The sequence below is a fragment of the Amycolatopsis sp. NPDC033938 genome, assembly GCF_055575975.1.
Genome location: NZ_JBVIRO010000002.1, coordinates 219,045 through 233,471, shown reverse-complemented (window position 1 = coordinate 233,471; position 14,427 = coordinate 219,045). Strand labels below are relative to the sequence as shown.

General features: G+C 68.1%; 17 protein-coding genes. 12 read left to right on the top strand and 5 right to left on the bottom strand.

Translation table 11 applies throughout. From position 1 onward, the window contains the following. Window positions 1-27: 27 nt before the first annotated feature. Together ACZ5ZX_RS07820 and ACZ5ZX_RS07815 are read left to right on the top strand one after the other, a co-directional pair. Entirely contained in the window at window positions 28-1,485 is a 1,458-nt protein-coding gene (locus tag ACZ5ZX_RS07820) for a caspase, EACC1-associated type (RefSeq protein ID WP_465501627.1), read from the top strand. Continuing rightward, window positions 1,482-1,910 carry an effector-associated constant component EACC1 gene (locus ACZ5ZX_RS07815; RefSeq protein ID WP_465501232.1) on the top strand — a complete coding sequence of 143 codons (429 nt, stop codon included), beginning with the start codon at window positions 1,482-1,484 and terminating at the stop codon, window positions 1,908-1,910. The genes ACZ5ZX_RS07820 and ACZ5ZX_RS07815 overlap by 4 nt, the downstream gene beginning before the upstream one ends. On the opposite strand, the gene ACZ5ZX_RS07810 is transcribed toward ACZ5ZX_RS07815, so the two are convergent. From ACZ5ZX_RS07810 to ACZ5ZX_RS07795, 4 genes are read right to left on the bottom strand one after another with little or no spacing between them, the layout of a single operon-like run. Next, a complete protein-coding gene (locus tag ACZ5ZX_RS07810) occupies window positions 1,892-2,491 on the bottom strand; it encodes a dihydrofolate reductase family protein (protein ID WP_465501231.1) in 600 nt (199 codons plus the stop codon). The two genes, ACZ5ZX_RS07815 and ACZ5ZX_RS07810, sit on opposite strands and share 19 nt — an antisense overlap. 5 nt (window positions 2,492-2,496) lie before the next feature. After that, complete coding sequence (locus ACZ5ZX_RS07805) at window positions 2,497-3,300, bottom strand: metalloregulator ArsR/SmtB family transcription factor (protein ID WP_465501230.1); 804 nt, start codon at window positions 3,298-3,300, stop codon at window positions 2,497-2,499. 33 nt (window positions 3,301-3,333) lie between these two features. After that, window positions 3,334-4,341, bottom strand: a complete 1,008-nt coding sequence (locus ACZ5ZX_RS07800) for a methyltransferase (RefSeq protein ID WP_465501229.1) — start codon at window positions 4,339-4,341, stop codon at window positions 3,334-3,336. 23 nt (window positions 4,342-4,364) lie between these two features. Then, on the bottom strand, window positions 4,365-5,519 hold the full coding sequence (locus ACZ5ZX_RS07795) for an aminotransferase class V-fold PLP-dependent enzyme (RefSeq protein ID WP_465501228.1): 1,155 nt from the start codon (window positions 5,517-5,519) through the stop codon (window positions 4,365-4,367). A 223-nt stretch (window positions 5,520-5,742) separates the two neighbouring features. On the opposite strand from ACZ5ZX_RS07795, the gene ACZ5ZX_RS07790 reads away from it, so the two are divergent. The 7 genes from ACZ5ZX_RS07790 (at window position 5,743) to ACZ5ZX_RS07760 (ending at window position 11,715) form a co-directional block, all read left to right on the top strand. Further along, window positions 5,743-6,264: a DinB family protein gene (locus ACZ5ZX_RS07790; RefSeq protein WP_465501227.1), complete on the top strand. Its 522-nt coding sequence runs from the start codon at window positions 5,743-5,745 to the stop codon at window positions 6,262-6,264. A gap of 5 nt (window positions 6,265-6,269) precedes the next feature. Then, window positions 6,270-7,199 (top strand): LysR family transcriptional regulator, encoded by a 930-nt coding sequence (locus ACZ5ZX_RS07785; protein ID WP_465501226.1) that lies wholly within the window; start codon window positions 6,270-6,272, stop codon window positions 7,197-7,199. Window positions 7,200-7,246: 47 nt separating this feature from the next. Beyond that, window positions 7,247-7,525 (top strand): nuclear transport factor 2 family protein, encoded by a 279-nt coding sequence (locus tag ACZ5ZX_RS07780; protein ID WP_465501225.1) that lies wholly within the window; start codon window positions 7,247-7,249, stop codon window positions 7,523-7,525. After that, window positions 7,522-7,998 carry a DUF3237 domain-containing protein gene (locus ACZ5ZX_RS07775; RefSeq protein ID WP_465501224.1) on the top strand — a complete coding sequence of 159 codons (477 nt, stop codon included), beginning with the start codon at window positions 7,522-7,524 and terminating at the stop codon, window positions 7,996-7,998. Before ACZ5ZX_RS07780 ends, ACZ5ZX_RS07775 begins: the two co-directional genes overlap by 4 nt. A gap of 71 nt (window positions 7,999-8,069) precedes the next feature. Beyond that, a complete protein-coding gene (locus ACZ5ZX_RS07770) occupies window positions 8,070-10,406 on the top strand; it encodes a xanthine dehydrogenase family protein molybdopterin-binding subunit (protein WP_465501223.1) in 2,337 nt (778 codons plus the stop codon). Next, on the top strand, window positions 10,403-11,254 hold the full coding sequence (locus ACZ5ZX_RS07765) for an FAD binding domain-containing protein (RefSeq protein ID WP_465501222.1): 852 nt from the start codon (window positions 10,403-10,405) through the stop codon (window positions 11,252-11,254). Before ACZ5ZX_RS07770 ends, ACZ5ZX_RS07765 begins: the two co-directional genes overlap by 4 nt. Further along, window positions 11,251-11,715 (top strand): (2Fe-2S)-binding protein, encoded by a 465-nt coding sequence (locus ACZ5ZX_RS07760; protein ID WP_465501221.1) that lies wholly within the window; start codon window positions 11,251-11,253, stop codon window positions 11,713-11,715. Before ACZ5ZX_RS07765 ends, ACZ5ZX_RS07760 begins: the two co-directional genes overlap by 4 nt. 68 nt (window positions 11,716-11,783) lie before the next feature. Here the strand turns inward: ACZ5ZX_RS07760 and ACZ5ZX_RS07755 are convergent, their stop codons facing one another. Next, a complete protein-coding gene (locus ACZ5ZX_RS07755) occupies window positions 11,784-12,746 on the bottom strand; it encodes a glycoside hydrolase family 25 protein (protein WP_465501220.1) in 963 nt (320 codons plus the stop codon). A 130-nt stretch (window positions 12,747-12,876) separates the two neighbouring features. Here ACZ5ZX_RS07755 and ACZ5ZX_RS07750 point away from each other — a divergent pair, with 130 nt between their 5' ends. From ACZ5ZX_RS07750 to bcp, 3 genes are all read left to right on the top strand, one after another. Further along, window positions 12,877-13,059 carry a hypothetical protein gene (locus ACZ5ZX_RS07750; RefSeq protein ID WP_007028251.1) on the top strand — a complete coding sequence of 61 codons (183 nt, stop codon included), beginning with the start codon at window positions 12,877-12,879 and terminating at the stop codon, window positions 13,057-13,059. Between the two features lie 200 nt (window positions 13,060-13,259). After that, window positions 13,260-13,805 carry a hypothetical protein gene (locus ACZ5ZX_RS07745; RefSeq protein WP_465501219.1) on the top strand — a complete coding sequence of 182 codons (546 nt, stop codon included), beginning with the start codon at window positions 13,260-13,262 and terminating at the stop codon, window positions 13,803-13,805. 27 nt (window positions 13,806-13,832) lie between these two features. After that, the gene (gene bcp, locus ACZ5ZX_RS07740) at window positions 13,833-14,306 is read left to right on the top strand and encodes a thioredoxin-dependent thiol peroxidase (protein ID WP_465501218.1); all 474 of its coding nucleotides are present in this window, start codon (window positions 13,833-13,835) and stop codon (window positions 14,304-14,306) included. Window positions 14,307-14,427 lie beyond the last annotated feature (121 nt).

Here is a 14,427-nt window from a genome sequence, read left to right as displayed (position 1 = left end):
ACACTTGACGTGCGCATCGACGGAATCATGCGTTTGCGGGTCGCTTCTCCACGGATCACGCCGAGGACCCCGATACCTCCCGGAAGCACGTACCGCGATGGAATACTGACCCCGGTCAGTCGCCGCGGCCTCCAGGCCCAGAACTACGGATGTCAGCAGGTGCGATTACCGGATCCCGATCGCTCATACGCCGTCCTGATCGGCGCGAGCCGCTACCACGACACCGATATACCGGACCTTCCCGCCGTGTCCAACAACCTCACGGCCTTGGCGTTGGCCCTGACCGACCCCCACTACGGCGGCTTCAGTTCCGACCGCTGTGCCATCGTCAGCAATCCTGACACCGTGCGCACGGCGTACAGGCAGTTGAGGGAATCCGCCAGTCTGGCCACCGACACCCTGCTGGTCTACTTCGCCGGGCACGGCCTGCTCGGGCCGGTCAAGCAAGAGCTCTATCTGGCGCTGCCCGACACCGACCACGACGAACTCGAGGTCAGCGCCCTGCCTTTCGAGATCGTGCGGCAGGTGTTCCTGAACAGCAAGGCGACCAACCGCATTCTGATCTTGGACTGTTGCTTCAGTGGTCGCGCGGTGCACGACTTCATGGCCACCAAGACCGACGCTTTACTCGGCCAGGCCGAGATCGCCGGTTCCTACACGTTGGCCTCCGTGCCGGGGAACGCCCTTTCGCTGGCTCCTGCTGGAGAGCGGTTCACCGTGTTCACCGGCGCGCTGCTGGACGTGCTGAACCGGGGTGTCGCGGACGGCCTCGAACTGCTTCCCCTCAGCACGGTCTACACCCAGCTCCGGCACGCCATGCGCATCCGCGGTTTGCCCTTGCCGTCCCAGCGGGGCACCGACACCGTCGGCCAACTGGCACTCACTCGCAACCCGGCGACCGCCTTCGCCGAACCGTCACCTCCTCCGGACGAGGTGACGCCTGGCATTTCCGGTGCGCGATCGCGCACGAGGGTCATCGCCGTCTCCGTGATCGCGGCGGTCGCCGCTCTCGTCACCACCGTCATCGTCATGATCGCCAACGCACCGGACACGACGGCGAACTCCGCGAAGACGCCACCCACCACCCCTCCGTCGAGTTCCAGCTCGCCGACGACAAGCGGAAGCACGCTTACGACACCGCCGTCGACGACCAGCAGCGCGGCGCCTGCGACGGGCAGTAGCCAGGGCTTCAAGTCGGTCACCGTGCGCGTGTACAACAACTCGACGGTCCCCGGCCTCGGAGAGAAGGCCCGCGATGACTTCAGAGCCGATGGCTGGAATGTCGTTGACGTAAGCAACTTTGCGGGAAAACTTCCCACGTCAGCCGCGTACTACCGTCCCGGAACCGACGAAGAGACGGCTGCCAAGGCCCTGGCGGCCCGGTTCGGAATCCGAGCCGAGCCCCGGTTCGAGGGGATTCAGAACGCCGGACCTGGCGTCATCGTGATCATCACCAAGGACTATCAGGGAACTGGGACGCCATGACAGCGCACTCCGAAGTCTTCCTCGCCGTCGAAGGCGACAACTCCGACCAGTACTTCCGGTCCCTGCGATCCTGGTTGGCGAACGAGGACGACTTCCGCGGCCGAGTCGCCGACCGGCGACAGCCGATCCGCCCCGGCGAGATGGGAAGCGTCGTCGACGTCCTCGTCGTAGCGCTCGGCTCCGGTGGCGCAGGGGCCGTCCTCGCCCGCTCGGTGACCACCTGGCTCACCCAGACGCGGGCCGATGTCACGCTCACGATCAAGAGCCGCGAAGGTACGCAAATCAAGATCGACGTGAAGCGGGCGAAAGACGCGGAAGGCGTGATCCGCGAAATCGGTGAGCTGATCGAGAAGAGCGAACACCGGCGTCCCGCCATCGAAGGCGAGACGCCGGAGCCACCCGAAGATCAGCGAACGCGGTCGTAGACCACGGCCATCTCCCCCAGCTCCCCGACCTCCTGATAGGTCAGCTTCCACTTCGAAGCAGGCAGGCCGTCGACGAACAACCGCTGCCCGCCGCCGGTGATCTCGGGGCAGATCATCAGGTACAGCCGGTCGATCAGGTCGTCCGCGAGCAGTGCCTTGATCACGCTCGCGCTGCTGTTGACCAGGATTTCGCCCTCGCCGCTCGCCTTGAGTCCGGCGACGACCTCCGAGGCGGGGGCGTTCACCACGCGGGCGCGTTCCCAGGGGGACTCGGTCAGTGTCGTGGAGAGGACCACCTTCTCCGCGTCCACCAGCCACTTCGCGTAGGCGCGGTCTCGCGGGTCGGCGTTCTCGTCGGCGGCGACGGTCGGCCAGAAGCCCAGGAAGCCCTCGGCGTTCTTTCTGCCGAGCAGCGCCGTCGTCGCGTTTTCGTGGATGCGGGCGAGGTGACCGCGGGCGACGTCGGTGGTCGCGTACGAAACGATCGCACCCATGTCACCGGGGCCGCCGGGGCCGCTGTAGTGACCGTCGAGGCTGAGGCTGATGTTCGCGGTGACGCGGCGGCCGGCCGAGTTCGTCATGTCGTTCATTCCTTTTCGTGAGTGCTGAGTCGGTTCGCGAGGTTGTCGAGCACCTGGCCCCAGCCGGTTTCGATCCCGGCGATGAAGGGGACGGCCTCGACGGTGGTTTCGGTGATGCGCAGGTCCAGCCGGAGCCGGGTCCCGTTGGGCGCGTCGGTGAACGTCAGGTCGTAGTGACCGGTGAAGAAGGTTTCTCCCTTGCCGTCCAGCACCGAGAGATCGAACTCGAGGTGTTCGAGTTCCTTCGCGGCGTGGACCTTTCCTTCCGAGCGATACCGCCCCTCCGCGTCGCGATAGTCGAGGACGACACGTCCGCCCGTCCTCGGTTCGATGACGCAGTCGGTGACGGTCATCGACGGCGGCGCCCACCAGGACGCGAGCAGAGCGGGCTCGGTCCACTGCCGCCAGACGACGTCTCGCGGCGCGGCGAGCGAGCGGTCGAACGAGAACGCGCGTCCGTCCGCCCACCGAGCACGATCCGCGGCAGCGGAATCCGCGCTGATCGCGGCCTGATAGCGCGTGAGGACATCTCGTTCGCCCTCGTTCGCCTGGATGGTCGCGATCAGCTCCCCCAGCCGGCTTCCGAATTCCTTCAGCGGGGCGGCCTCGACCGCGTAGACGCGACGCTGCCCGAGCGGGAAGACCGTCACGAGACCGACGCGAGCGAGGGTCTGGAGGTGTTTGGTGGTCTGCGGCTGCCGCAGGCCGGTCAGCTCGGCGAGCTCACCGACGGACCGGGGCCGCTCGGCGAGAAGCTCGACGATGCGCCACCTCGCTCCGTCTCCCAGTGCTGCTGCGATCTGCTCCATGCCGAGAAGTATTCACCTCAGAGAATATTCTTGTCAAGGAATATCTTGAAGATGGAACTCCAGGAGACTGCGCTGCTCGGTCAACGAGGTGATCGAGTCGAAGACCAGGCCGTGGGCGGAGGCGAGTTCACGAAGCTCGTCGAGACGCCGCTCGCGGCCGCCGTAGAGCACGAGCATGACCAGGTCCCATTCGGTCTGAGCCCCTAGTCCGCCGACCGCCTCGATGACGAGGACGCGGCCTCCCGGGCGCGCCGCCTCGGCGCAGCGGGCCAGGATGCGATGGGCGTGCTCGTCGTCCCAGTCGTGGAGGATGTCGGACAGCAGGTACGCGTCCGCGCCGGCCGGGAGCGGGTCGAAGAAGCTGCCCGCCGTCACCTCGATCCGGTCTCCGAGGCCCTGCGCTCGCAGTTCCTTCTCGGCGGCGGCCGCGGTGGGCGCGAGATCGACGAGATGCCCGCGCATCGAGGGGTTGGCCGTCAGTATCGCGGCGAGCAGGCTGCCGTGACCCCCGCCGACGTCGACGATCGTGCCGAACCGGGACCAGTCGAATCCGGCGACGAATCTCGGTACCTGCGCCAGGAACCGCTGGGTCATCTGCCGGTCGAACGTCTCCCGCAGCCGGGGGTTCTCGGCGAGATCGGCCCAGAAGTCCTGGCCGTAGCGGCGGATGTAGCCCGCCTGGCCGGTGGCGACGCTGTGCGCGAGTTCGACGAACGCCAGTTCGCCTCGCCCGCCGGCGGCCTCCATGTCCAGTAGCCCGGCGAGGCCGTTCCCGGCGTCGGCACGGAGGTTCGCGCCGTATTCGGTGGTGCGGTAGCCGCTCGACGTCCGTTCGAGGACGCCCAAGGTCGTGAGATGACCGAGGAGCAGACCGAGGGCGAGCGGGGACTGGCCCAGTTCCGCCGCGAGTTCGTCGGCGTTCGCGCCGTCACCGGACAGCCGGTCCGGCAGCCGGAGGGTGACCGCGACCCGCAGCGCCATCGGCGTCGCCAGCCCGGCCAGTCGGAGGAGTTCTTTTCGGTCGTCGTCATGGTTCGCCACGAGAATTCACTGTGGCAGCGCGGTCAAGCGGAATTGGAGACCCCGGCCTCGGCCACCGCGTCGATCAGGCGGTCGATCTCCGCCTCGGTGTTGTAGCCGTGCGGCGAGATCCGGAGCCCGCCGGAGCGCGCCGAGCACGCGATCCCCCGCGCCTTCAGCCGTTCCGCCAGCAAGGGGATCGGCGGGCCGTCCACATGCGCGCTCACGATTCCCGACCGGTGCGCCGCGGCGCTGTCCGACAACACCGTCGCGCCGATCCCGGCGAGACCGGCGCGGAGCCTGCCGCAGAGACCGTCCACATGCGACCAGATCTCGTCGACGCCCGCCGACAGGATCAGCTCGATCGAGGTGCCGAGTGCGACGATCCCGGCGATGTTCGGCATTCCGCCTTCCAGCCGCCGGGCGGTGTCGTCCGGCGTATAGGCCAGGTTGTCCCACTCTTCCCGATGGACGACTGAGTTCCAGCCCGGCTCCAGCGGCCGCAGCAGGTCCAAACAGGACTCCCGGACATAGAGCACGCCGCAGCCCTGCGGGCCCAGCAGCCATTTGTGTCCGTCGGCCATCGCGAAGTCGACACCCCACTCCGCCAGCCGCGCCGGGAGCACCCCGAGCCCCTGGATGACGTCGACACAGAACAGCGCGCCGACCTCCCGGCACACCCGGCCCAGCGCCGCGAGATCGACCCGCCAGCCGCGACCGAACTGGACCCAGCTGGTCACCACGAGTTTGGGCGGCGGGCCCGCGGCGACCGTCTCGGCGAAGGCCTCGACGGTGAGCCGCCCGCCGGGGCCGTCCGGGCGCACCCGGTCCACCACCACGCCGCGATCGGCGAGCGCGAGCCACGGATACAGCGTGGACGGGAACTCGAAGTCGGGGATGACGACCCGGTCACCCGGTGACCAGTCGAGTCCGTTCGCGACGAAACCGAGGCCGGTGCTGGTGTTCTTCACGAAGGCGACGTCGCGGGCCGGTACTCCCATCAGGGCCGCCGCCGAACCGCGAAACCGTTCGACAGCCGCGCTGTGGGCGGCGTAGGTGAACTCGCCGTCCAGCGATACCTCGACGGCCTGCCGGTGCATGGCTTCCACCGAGGACGCGGGAAGCGGGCAGATCCCGGCGTGATTGAGGTAGGCCCAACGGTTCGTGGCGGGGAACTGGTCACGCGGCAGTGGAGTCATCGGATCCTCCTCAAGTGAACGCCGTGTCCACTTCAATGGATCCGAAGCTAGCCGATAACCGGTCACCGTGTCCACTTAAGGGGTGAGGGTCTGCCCGGTGAGGCTCGCGGTCTCGATGGCCTCGACGTAGCACCGCGCGACGGAGCGGGACGCGGCCAGCACTTCATGCCCGCCAAGATAATCAGGTTGCGCCCATGACGACCGCGCCGGGAAGATCCGGCGGGTGCCCGCATCGAGTTCCGCATTGTCGCGTTGGCAGTTCGAGCTGACCTGGTCGCTGTTCGAGTACCACCTCGCGGAGCTGAAGCCCGAGGATTTCCTCTGGGAGCCCGGGCATCTCTGCTGGACCGTGCGCCAGGACGCCGACGGCGCCTGGCGCGCTGATTGGGCCGACTCCGAACCGGACCCGGTCCCCGTCCCCACGATCGCTTGGCTCACCTGGCATATCGGCTGGTGGTGGAGTGTCGCCCTCGATCACGCGAACCGGCGGACGCCGCGCGGACGCGAAGACATCACCTGGCCCGGCGAAGACTCCGCCTTCGAGTGGCTGCGCGGACTCCGCGAAGAATGGCTGACGGTCCTGGATCGCTTGACCGACGCCGAACTGGACGCTCCCTCTGGCTACCCGTGGGGCAAAGAAGCAGGCCTCACCTTCGCGCACACCGTCGCCTGGGTGAACTCCGAGCTGATGAAGAACGTCTCCGAGATCGGGCAGCTCCGGTTGCTGCGCGTCAGCGCGGTGTAGGACAGATGGAGCTCGATCTCGGCGCGGTCCGCGCGTTCGTCGCGGTGGCCGAAGACCGGTACTTCGGCGAGGCTGCGATCCAGCTGGGGGTGAGCCAGCAGGCGATCTCCAAACGGGTCGCGAAGCTGGAGTCGGATCTCGGCGTGCGGCTGCTGTCGCGGACGCGCGGAGGGGCCGAGCCGACCGAAGACGGCGAAGAGTTCCTCAAACACGCCCGTGCGCTGATCAGTCTCGCGGATCAGGCTGTCGAGCGGCTCCAGGGCAGGCGCCGTCCGCTGCGCGTCGACGTCCTCGGTACGCGGCTGGCGACCATGGAGGTGATCCGGGCGTTCCACGCCGACCACGACGACGAGCTGGAACTCGTCACGCCCGGCCTCGGCGCGAAGCGAAGGGCGCTGCTGCCCGACTCGGTCGATGCCGCCTTCGCCCGCGTCAACACCGTGCCGGATCCCGCGATCGACCGCATACCCGCCTACCTGGAGCCCGTGAATCTGCTGGTCGGCCATCGGCATCCGCTCGCACGGCGACGCCGGGTCGGCATGGCGGAACTCGGCGGCCTGACGGCCTGGATGCCGTACAACGCGCGCGCCGGCGAATGGACGGGATTCTGGCAGGAGCTGTGCCCCGCGTTCGGCGTCCTCGTCGACACCGATGGCCCGAACTTCGGGCTCGAACACCACATCGAGGTCCTCAGCGAGTCGAAGGACCGTCTCGGTTTCGTCGGCGCGAAGATGCACGTGCCCTGGAATCCGGACGTCGTCCAGATCCCGCTCGTCGATCCGACGCCGGTATACCCGTTCTCCCTGCTGTGGCGGCGCGAGAACCGGCACCCCACGCTGGCGCTGCTGATCGAGCACGTGCGGTCCGGCTACCGCCCCTTCGACCCGGAACGGCAATGGCTGCCGGAAGCGGACCGGGCCGCCATGAGCGTTTAGAGGACTAAATGGTTGCCTAACTATACGAACGATCGTACGTTTAGTTCATGAGCTTCGCACTCGCCCACGCCCTGGCTGTCGCCAAGAGCAGGCAAGACATCCCCGCGGCACTCGAGCTGCTGCATCCGGACATGGTGCTCGAGACGCCGGCCTTCGGGACAACGGCGAAAGGCCGGGCCGAGAACGAGAAGGCGCTGACACGCTTCTTCGCCGCCTTCCCCGACTACGACGTCGCCCTGGACGGCCACGCGAGCGACGGCACCACGCTCTGCGCCCAGTCCGGCGTCTCCACCGACGCCGTCCGGCGGAAGGTGTTCGGCTCATGACCACGCGCGTGAAGGATGTCGGCGAGCTCCGGACGGAACTGCTCTTCGACATCGTCGTCGATCTGCACCCTCCCCTGAACATCGGCGGCGGCCGGACGTTCTTCGGCGCCGCAGGCGGCACGTTCGACGGACCTGACCTGCGCGGCGAAGTCCTGCCCACCGGCGGTGACTGGGCGATGTTCCGCACGGACGGCACGATGGTGCTCGACGTCCGGCTGACCCTGCGCACCCACGACGACGCGCTGCTGCACATGACCTACGGCGGCCGCTGGCGGATCCCGGCCGAACGCCGCGCCGAACTCGCCGACCCCGCGACCCGGCACCTCGTCGATCCGGCCGAGTACTACTTCCGGACGAATCCGCTCTTCGAAACCGGCGACGAGCGCTACGCGTGGCTGAACGACGTGGTGTGCGCGGGCTCGGGCTATCTGGTCGACGGCGGGATCGCCTACCGCGTCGCACGGATTCTCTGACCGGATCCGCCCGCCGGGGGTGACCCGTGTGCACGATGCGCGAAAGGCCGTCGGTGCGCGAAAGTGTGGTCATGGGCGAGGGGCTGATCGGCGCGCGGGTGACCCGGCAGGAGGACGTCCGGCTGCTCACCGGCCGGGCGCGGTACATCGACGACGTCCTGGCACCGGGGATGCTCGAGGCCGCCGTCCTCCGCAGTCCCCTGCCGCACGCGCGGATCGTCCGCGTCGACGTCACGGCCGCGAACGCCCATCCCGGCGTGTTCGCCGTGATCACCGGTGAAGACGTGCTCGCGAGCACGAAGGCGCCGCAACCGGTGATCTGGTCGAACCTGCCGGACATGCGGATGACCGAGCACCACGCGCTCGCCGTCGGCAAGGTGCGGTATCCCGGCCAAGGCGTCGCGGCGGTCGCGGCGAAGGACCGCGCGACCGCCGAAGACGCGCTGGAACTGATCGAGGTCGAGTACGAGGAGCTCCCGGCCGTCAGCACCCTCGAACAGGCGCTGGCGGACGGTGCGCCGAAGCTCTACGAAGACTGGCCGGACAACGTCGCCGGTACCGGCACGATCCCGACGGGTGACGTGAGTGCCGCGTTCGCCGAGGCCGACGTCGTACTCACCGAATCGTTCCGCTTCGCGCGCCAGATGGGCGCGCCGATCGAAACACGCGGCGTGGTGGCGACCTGGGATCCGTTCACCGACCGGCTCGACGTCTGGCTTTCGACGCAGGCGCCCAACCTCGCGCGTGAGCTGTTCGGCGAGATCTTCGGGCTCTCGATGGACCGGATCCGCGTACGCACTCCCGACGTCGGAGGCGGCTTCGGGAACAAGTTCGACTTCTACGCCGAGGAGGTCGTCGCGGCGATCCTCTCGCGGCGCACCGGGAAACCGGTCAAGCTCATCGAAGATCGCGCGGAGAGCTTCGTCGCCAACGCGCACTCGCGCGAGCAGAAGATCGACGTAGAACTGGCGGCCAAAGGCGACGGCACGATCACCGGGCTGCGTGCCACGGTGTACGGCGTCCTCGGCGGTGTGCTCGGTTCCGCCGGTGCCAGCCCGTGCTGGACGACGACCGCGCTGCTGACCGGGCCGTACGCCATCCCGAACGTGGAACTGAACCTCGTCGCCGTGATGACGAACCGGTCGCCGTACGGATCGTTCCGCGGTTACGGGCTGCCGAAGGCGAACTTCGTCCACGAACATCTGGTGGAACAGCTGGCGAAACACCTCGGCGTGGACGCACACGCGGTGCGGCGCAAGAACTTCATCCCGCCAGAGGCGTTTCCTTACCAGAGCCCGGTGTTCGTCTACGACAACGGCCGCTACGAAGACTGCCTGGACCTTTGCCTCAAAGCGGTCGAAGACGCGGGCTGGGCGAAGCGCCGCGGAAACGGAGTCGGCATCGGGTATTCCTTCCACAACGAACTGACCGGGTTCGGGCCGAGCCGGATCGTCAACCTCGCCGGACTGGGACATTCCGGGTTCGACGAGGAGGTCGTCCGGGTCGACTCGACCGGGCATGTGACCGTCCACACTGGAATGTCGGCGATCGGCCAGGGCATCCACACGGCGCTGGCACAGGTGGCCGCGCAGACACTCGGCGTCCCGCTCGACCACGTCACCGTGCTTTCCGGGGACACCGACAGCTGCCCGTACACCGGATACGGCACGGCGGCGAGCCGCGGGGCGGCCGTCGGCGGCGCGGCCGTGCTGAACGCGTCGACCAGGTTGCGGGCGAAGATCCTGCGGGTGGCGGGCCACCTACTGGAGGTATCACCCGACGATCTGTCCATCGAGGACGGAGTCGTCTCGGTGAAAGGAGTGCCGGGCAAAGAGATCACGCTCGCCGCGATCGGCGACATGGCATACCGGCGGTTGAACGGCGGATGGCCAGAGGACGAGACCCCGACGCTGGAAGAGCGCGAAGTCTACGACCCGGTCAACGTCGCGACCTCCTTCGGCTGCACCGCCGTCCTCGCCGAAGTCGACCGGGAGACCGGCGTGGTGACGCTGCTGGACTACCTGATCGCGCACGACTGCGGCACCGTGATCAACCCGATGATCGTGGACGGGCAGTTGCACGGCGGTGCGGCGCAGGCGATCGGCGGCGCGCTGTACGAGGAACTGGTCTACGGCGCCGACGGGCGGATGGAGACCACGTCGTTCAGCGGGTACCTGCTGCCTGCCGCGACCGAGATCCCGCGCTTCTCCGTATCCCATATGACGACGCCCGCCGACCACGTTCCCGGCGGATTCAAGGGGATGGGGGAAGCGGGCGTGATCGGTGGTGGCGCGGCGATCGCGCACGCGGTCGAAGACGCACTGCGCGAGTACGGCGTCGACATCACCTCGCTGCCGATCACCCCGCCCCGGCTGCTGGCCGCGATGAAACGGGGAGCACGCCGGTGAAGGCCGCGCCGTTCGACTATCTCCGGGCCGCGTCGCTCGACGAGGCCGTCGACGCGCTGGCGGGCACGCCGGACGCGCGGGTGCTGGCGGGCGGACAGAGCCTGGTGCCATTGCTGAATCTGCGCCGGATCCGGCCGCCGCTGGTGGTCGACATCAACCGCGTCGACGCGCTTTCCTTTTTACGCGAGGAGAACGGACGGCTGGAGATCGGCGCGCTCACCCGGCACCGCGTCGTCGAACTGTCCGAAACCGTACGCTCCGAGGTCCCTCTGCTCGCCGAGGCGATCGGCTACGTGGGGCACGCGGCGATCCGGAACCGGGGCACGATCGGCGGCAGTCTCGCGCACGCCGATCCCGCCGCGGAACTGCCCGCGGTGCTGGTCGCGCTCGACGCCGAATTCGGTGTCCACGGCCCAGCGGGTGAGCGGCTGGTCGCCGCACGCGACTTCTTCCTCGGCCCGCATCGGACGGCGCTGGGTCCCGGCGAACTGCTGACCCGGATCTCGGTGCCGACGCGTCAAGGCGGTCACGCTGTCGAGGAATTGAGCCGCCGCAGCCGCGATCTGCCGCTGGTCGCCGCCTTCGCCACCGTGACGATGTCCGGTGACGTCTGCGAAACCGCGCGGATCGCCCTCGGGGGCGCGGGCCCGACGCCGATCCGGGTCACCGCCGCCGAGGAATCGCTCGTCGGCAGCGCACTGACGGCCGACGCGATCGCCGTCGCGGCCGAACTCGCCGCCGCCGCGACGGATCCGCCAAGCGACTTCCACGCCCCGGCCGACTACCGGCGCGAGATGACCGCGGTCCTCACCCGGCGGGCGATCGCGCGAGCGAAGGAGCGCGCATGATCACGGTCACCCTGACGGTGAACGGACGGACCTACCGCGCGGACTGCGAGCCGCGGCGGACACTGGCCGACTTCCTGCGCCACGACCTGGGATTCACCGGCGTGCACGTCGGCTGCGAACACGGCGTCTGCGGCTCCTGCACGATCATCCTCGACGGCGCGAGCGCGCGTTCGTGCTGCCTGCTGGCGGTGCAGGTGGACGGGGCGGAGATCGTCACCATCGAAGGACTCGCCTCAGATGGTGAACTGAGTCCGCTGCAGGAGTCGTTCCGGAAGCACCACGGCCTGCAGTGCGGATTCTGCACACCCGGGATGCTGGCGACGGCGATGGAACTGCTGAAGGAGAACCCCGCCCCGACGGACGCCGAGATCCGGCAGGCGATCGCGGGGAACCTGTGCCGGTGCACGGGTTACCAGTTCATCGTGGACGCCATCCGGGACGCGGCTCCCGGCCACAGCTGAAGGTCCGTGAAGGCCTCCTTCCCTACTCTGAGGGTAGGGAAGGAGGCCTTCACGGACTTTCGGGCCGCTCAGCCGACGATGTCGATCTCGAAATCCGCGTTCGAGCTGTATTCGAAATCGGCCCATACCGCGCCCGGCAGGTGGTACCGCCGGTGCGCGACCGTTTTCGGATCGAAACCGGGCGTCTGCAAGGGATTCCCGCCGACACCGACCTTGTCGCTGCCCCAGGCGAAGATATTGCCCTGCCAGACGGGAGCGTCGGTGGTGCCGTCGCCGTCGACACGCGGCCGGACGATGATCGCGGCCGTTTCGCTGCCGGAGAGCAGCAACCGCACGGATGTGACGGTCGGGCTGGCCGGAATGGTCCTTCGTTCCATGAGTTCTGTCGTCGCCTTCCGTTTCGGGGCGGCGCCGCCGCCGCCGGTCAAGTGGGCGTTCGTGTAGGACTCGTTGAGGTCGACACTGCTGGCACGGATGCCGGGGATCTGGCCGGCGTCCGAGTACTGATGCACGTCGTAGCGGCCCGCTGCGGCGTCGGGTTTGGCGCCGTAGCGCGCGATCCAGATCACCAGGTCCGGTACGCCGAACCGATCCGGCCGCAGCATTTTCGCGAGTGAGTTGTTCAGATAGATACCGGGCCGGAAACCGTGTTCCGCCACGCGATTGCAGAATCTGATCGAGAAGTCCCGCTTGCGCCCGTCCGGGATGTTCGGTGCGCTCGAACCCGGCGGGTTGTCCTCGAGGTCGAGCATCGGGACACAGCCTGTCGCCCCGAGCCTGCGGACCTGCGCGATGAACAAGTCGGCCTGTGCCTCAGGCGACGGGCTCGCCTGAGCGAAATGGTAACCACCTACCGGAATACCGGCGGCCCTCGCCCCGGCCACCAAGGCGTCGCCGGTATTACGCCCCCCGTTCGGGAGACCACCACCGTCCGTGAGCTTGACGAACACGAAAGTCACGCCGTGCTTCTTGACGGCTTGCCAGTCAGTAACAGTCTGAAAGCGGCTGTAGACATCTATTCCCAGCGCCATTGCTACAGCCTGACGGGTGAATCTGTTGGACAAAAGGGCCTAGCGGGCGATAACAGGTACGCCCGATTCGCCCTTTTGGGCGGCGGCTCCCCGGCTGACCCCGCTGACCCGTGCCCGTACTGTGACAGCCATGGCGTCTCGAAGCCCCTTTCGCTGGCTGACCCGGTGGGCGGACTGGTTCGAAGAGCGCGGTGTCTACGTCCCCGGCGAGGAGAGCCGCGCGGTCGACCCGATGCGCGATTTCGGCTGGCTGATCGTGGCCTGGGTGTCCGGCCTGGCGATCTTCATCCTGTTCTTCGCCTTCGCCGTTTGAGCGCGGCCGGTGTGCCACTCAGGTGACGACTGTCACTAGCCGTACCTTTCCGATCACGGAACGGCCACGGGTGTACACCAGGTGCGCCTCAACCCGGCCGCGCCGCTCCTCTCAGCTGCCGAAGACCGTCACTCTGGACTCTTCGGCACTAATACCTACCTCGAACGGCCCACCCGACCCGCCGACTGGAGTAACCGCACATGGCGCCCCCGCGCACCCCGAAGCTCTTGATCGCCGCCTGCTCGTTGCTGCTGGCGGCCGCGTGCGGGGTTCCGGCACCGGAAAAAGGGGCCGCGGCGCTAGGCGCGGACACCCCGGCGCAGGGTCTGGCCGCGACGCACGCGGAAGGCGACCTCGCCTTCGGTGCCCCGCACCGCTTCGCCACCGGCGTCACGATCTCCGTGTCCGCGCCGAAGTCGTTCCGCCCCAGCACGTCGGCGTATCCGCAGAGCCCGCGCGCGGTGGCGTTCGGCATCGACGTGACGAACGCCGGCGACGGGGTCTACCGGCTCTCCGGGCTGTCCGTGACCGGTGAGGTCGACGGCGAAAGCTCGTCGGTCAAACAGGTCGTCGATCCGGTACAGGGCTACAACGGCATCGCGGACGCGGGCAAGGACGTCGCACCCGGCCGGTCGGTACACCTGAACCTGGCGTTCGCCGTTCCGGACAAGCCGGTGCGGCTGCGTCTGCAGGTCCGGCCGAACCCCGCGGAGCCGGTCGCCGCCACCTACTGCGGGAAGGTCTGAGGGCACCGGTTCGCTACCGTGTGCGTCATGACCGAGCAGCGACTCTCCCCCGGCGACACCGCGCCCGATTTCACCCTCCCCGACCACGAGGGCAACGACGTCTCGCTCAGCGACTTCCGCGGCAAGTCGGTCGTCGTGTACTTCTACCCGAACGCGGGGACGCCGGGCTGCACGAAGCAGGCCTGCGACTTCCGGGACAGCCTCGCGCAGCTCAACGACGCCGGCTATCAGGTACTCGGCATCTCCCCGGACAAACCCGCGAAGCTCGCGAAGTTCGTCGAGGCGGAGGAGCTGACCTTCCCGCTGCTCTCCGACACGGAGAAGACCGTTCTCAAGGCGTACAGCGCCTTCGGCGAGAAGAAGAACTACGGCAAGGTCTACGAAGGCGTCATCCGCTCGACCTTCGTCGTCGACGCGGACGGCAAGATCGCCGTGGCGCAGTACAACGTGCGCGCGACCGGGCACGTCGCGAAGCTGCTGCGGGACCTCTCCCTGGCGTAAAGCCGTCGGTACAGGTGGTCGTGAGTGGCGATTCGGGGGAGTGAACCAAAAGGGCCCGAACCCCAGACAACCACCGGCCAGGTGTGCGACCAGCGCCGCGCCCAGAACCCGCCCATGACCC

Bases quoted from the DNA above. Each gene is read 5' to 3' on its own strand.
- ACZ5ZX_RS07820 (WP_465501627.1), top strand. From the start codon at position 28: ATGCGTTTGCGGGTCGCTTCTCCACGGATCACGCCGAGGACCCCGATA.
- ACZ5ZX_RS07815 (WP_465501232.1), top strand. From the start codon at position 1,482: ATGACAGCGCACTCCGAAGTCTTCCTCGCCGTCGAAGGCGACAACTCC.
- ACZ5ZX_RS07810 (WP_465501231.1), bottom strand. From the start codon at position 2,491: ATGACGAACTCGGCCGGCCGCCGCGTCACCGCGAACATCAGCCTCAGC.
- ACZ5ZX_RS07805 (WP_465501230.1), bottom strand. From the start codon at position 3,300: ATGGAGCAGATCGCAGCAGCACTGGGAGACGGAGCGAGGTGGCGCATC.
- ACZ5ZX_RS07795 (WP_465501228.1), bottom strand. From the start codon at position 5,519: ATGACTCCACTGCCGCGTGACCAGTTCCCCGCCACGAACCGTTGGGCC.
- ACZ5ZX_RS07785 (WP_465501226.1), top strand. From the start codon at position 6,270: ATGGAGCTCGATCTCGGCGCGGTCCGCGCGTTCGTCGCGGTGGCCGAA.
- ACZ5ZX_RS07780 (WP_465501225.1), top strand. From the start codon at position 7,247: ATGAGCTTCGCACTCGCCCACGCCCTGGCTGTCGCCAAGAGCAGGCAA.
- ACZ5ZX_RS07775 (WP_465501224.1), top strand. From the start codon at position 7,522: ATGACCACGCGCGTGAAGGATGTCGGCGAGCTCCGGACGGAACTGCTC.
- ACZ5ZX_RS07770 (WP_465501223.1), top strand. From the start codon at position 8,070: ATGGGCGAGGGGCTGATCGGCGCGCGGGTGACCCGGCAGGAGGACGTC.
- ACZ5ZX_RS07760 (WP_465501221.1), top strand. From the start codon at position 11,251: ATGATCACGGTCACCCTGACGGTGAACGGACGGACCTACCGCGCGGAC.
- ACZ5ZX_RS07755 (WP_465501220.1), bottom strand. From the start codon at position 12,746: ATGGCGCTGGGAATAGATGTCTACAGCCGCTTTCAGACTGTTACTGAC.
- ACZ5ZX_RS07750 (WP_007028251.1), top strand. From the start codon at position 12,877: ATGGCGTCTCGAAGCCCCTTTCGCTGGCTGACCCGGTGGGCGGACTGG.
- ACZ5ZX_RS07745 (WP_465501219.1), top strand. From the start codon at position 13,260: ATGGCGCCCCCGCGCACCCCGAAGCTCTTGATCGCCGCCTGCTCGTTG.
- bcp (WP_465501218.1), top strand. From the start codon at position 13,833: ATGACCGAGCAGCGACTCTCCCCCGGCGACACCGCGCCCGATTTCACC.